The organism is Streptomyces sp. SM10 (genome assembly GCF_002910915.1).
Taxonomy (GTDB): domain Bacteria; phylum Actinomycetota; class Actinomycetes; order Streptomycetales; family Streptomycetaceae; genus Streptomyces.
On record NZ_NEUF01000050.1, the window covers coordinates 1 to 2,325 of the forward strand.

3 protein-coding genes are annotated in these 2,325 nt (G+C 69.4%); 1 reads left to right on the forward strand and 2 read right to left on the reverse strand.

Annotated elements, in window-relative coordinates; all coding sequences use genetic code 11:
• A partial coding sequence (locus tag B9S57_RS06675; protein WP_146057721.1) for a hypothetical protein occupies window positions 1–193 on the reverse strand: 193 nt, incomplete at its 3' end.
• 170 nt (window positions 194–363) lie between these two features.
• Window positions 364–744: a hypothetical protein gene (locus B9S57_RS06680; RefSeq protein WP_103514604.1), complete on the reverse strand. Its 381-nt coding sequence runs from the start codon at window positions 742–744 to the stop codon at window positions 364–366.
• Between the two features lie 366 nt (window positions 745–1,110).
• On the opposite strand from B9S57_RS06680, the gene B9S57_RS06685 reads away from it, so the two are divergent.
• Window positions 1,111–2,307 carry an IS110 family transposase gene (locus B9S57_RS06685; RefSeq protein ID WP_103513951.1) on the forward strand — a complete coding sequence of 399 codons (1,197 nt, stop codon included), beginning with the start codon at window positions 1,111–1,113 and terminating at the stop codon, window positions 2,305–2,307.
• Window positions 2,308–2,325: the final 18 nt, after the last annotated feature.

Genomic DNA, 2,325 nt, shown 5'->3' on the forward strand with positions numbered 1-2,325 from the left:
TGCCGCGCAGGGCCCGCTGGACCGCGGCGTGGGCGGCGAGCACCCTGCGGTGACGGCCCAGGGCCGGCGGCAGCGTGAGATAGGCCAGGCGGACCAGGCGAGGGTAGTGCTCGACGAGTGCTGCCTCGGCCTCCTTCACACCGAGGTGCGCGCCGGGACCGAGGTGGCGAAGCGGCGAGGGATGGAGCGGCATGGGGTGGTGCCTCCGAGCCGTGGGCAGAGAACCGTCACTCCGGCAAACGAGCCAATCGTGTGACGGTCACACCAGCCCCTCGCCGACCCCCGCCGCCCAGGCTTCCTCGTACCGGAGGACCCGGCCGGACAGATCCCGTGGCCATGGCCGGCCTCGCCCCCGGGACCGTGCTAGAGAGGCCCCTCCGGACCTTCGTCGCCCGAGCTCAACTCCTCGGCCCGCAGGGCCAGATCCTGCAGAACGTCGGCAGAGGTGACGTCCTCCTGCCCGGAGTCGTGGATCTGCGCGAGGGCGATGAAGGCCAGGGTGAACGCACCGACCAGCTGCTCGACCGCGCCGCCGACCTCGCGCCCCACGAGCGCGGCCATCTCCTCGACGGTGGCGTCGGAGGGGATGGCGATGTGCGGCATCGTCTCGTTGAGCAGGGTCGTCACCATGTTCCCGCCCGCGTCCAGCTCGCCGCCGCCGTCGTCCTCCTCGACGTGGCGCTGCATCTCGCCCGCCTCCGTGAGGATGCCGATCACTCGCTTGAGGACTTCGCTCTGCTCCATACGGCGAGCATAGGCGCCTGACCTCCCACGTCTGATCGCCCTCCGGTGGTGTGCCGAACGGCACAGCCCCCGGACACCAGCAGTTGGGGCTGCGGGGCCGGGGGCTGGGGCGGTCGCCCGGTCAGCGGCTCAGGCCGCTCTACCTTCTTGATCGGGCTGATCGAGCCATTCGTAGGGTTGGGTCACCCAGGGGCGCTGGGTGTGGCTTTCAGGCCGCTGCCGTCTCGTGGCAATCGAGGCTTTGCCGCTCAGCGCCCCACGACGACTCGGCCGCCGATTAGGAAGTGCGAACAAGTCGCTGTGTAGAGCAATGCCGGCGAGGTCGTCCGTGGCACGAAGAGTACGAACACGCATGTCAGGAGCGCGATGAGCCGGATATGGGCGGGGATCGACGTCGGCAAGGGCCACCATCACGGCCTTGCCCTGGACGTGGACGGCAAGACACTGCTGTCGCGGCGGGTCGCCAATGACGAACCCGAGCTGCTGAAGCTGGTCGGGGATGTCCTGGACCTGGCCGACGGGCGTGAGGTCACCTGGGCGATCGACATGACCGGCGGGGAACCCGCGTTGCTGCTGGCCTTGCTGGTCAGCCACGGCCAAGAGGTCCTCTACATGCCCGGCCGACTGGTGAACCGGGCGTCCGACGGCTACCGCGGCGAGGGCAAGACCGACGCCCGCGATGCCTACGTGATCGCCGACCAGGCCCGGATGCGCCGCGACCTGCGGCCCATCCGTCCCGGTGACGAGGCAGCCATCGAGCTGAAGCTGCTGACCGGGCGCCGGTCTGACCTGGTCGAGGACCGCACCCGCGTCGTGAACCGCCTGCGCGGCACTTTGCTGAGCATGTTCCCGGCCCTGGAGCGGGCCTTGGACGTGACCAACACCGGCCCGCTCAAGCTGCTGACGGGTTACCAGACCCCGGCTTCGATCCGCCGGGCCGGCGTCGCCCGGCTGACGAAGTGGCTGGCCAACCGCAAGGTCCGCAGCGCCAAGGACCTGGCCGAAGCGGCGGTCGAGGCCGCCGCGCGCCAGCACACCGCCGTGCCTGGGGAGAAGACCATCGCGAAGCTGGTCCATACCCTGGCTGAGGAGGTGATGGCCCTCAACGCGCATATTTCCGAGATGGACAAGCTCATCGAGGGCCGGTTTCGCGAGCACGAACTCGCCGACATCGTCCTGAGCGTCCCCGGCATCGGTGCGACTCTCGGTGCCGAGTTCCTCGCCGCCGTCGGCGGCGATCTGGACGAGTTCGACTCCCCGGACGCCCTGGCGGCCTTCGCCGGCGTCGCCCCAGCACCTCGCGACTCGGGCAAGGTCAGCGGCAACCTCCACCGGCCGGTCACCTACCACCGCAGACTCCAGCGCGTCTTTTACACCTCCGCGCTCGTCAGCGTCCGCTACGACCCGAACTCACGGCAGTTCTACGACCGCAAACGCGCCGAAGGGAAGAGGCACGTCCAAGCCGTGCTCGCCCTCGCCCGCCGACGTGTCAACGTCATCTGGGCACTGATCCGCGACCGACGGTGCTACGAAGTGACACCGCCGATGGCTACGGCCGCTTGACAACAGCATTAGGAAGCC

What these genes read in the sequence shown, in the direction of transcription:
- B9S57_RS06680 (WP_103514604.1), bottom strand. Translation starts at nt 744, where the DNA reads ATGGAGCAGAGCGAAGTCCTCAAGCGAGTGATCGGCATCCTCACGGAG.
- B9S57_RS06685 (WP_103513951.1), top strand. Translation starts at nt 1,111, where the DNA reads ATGAGCCGGATATGGGCGGGGATCGACGTCGGCAAGGGCCACCATCAC.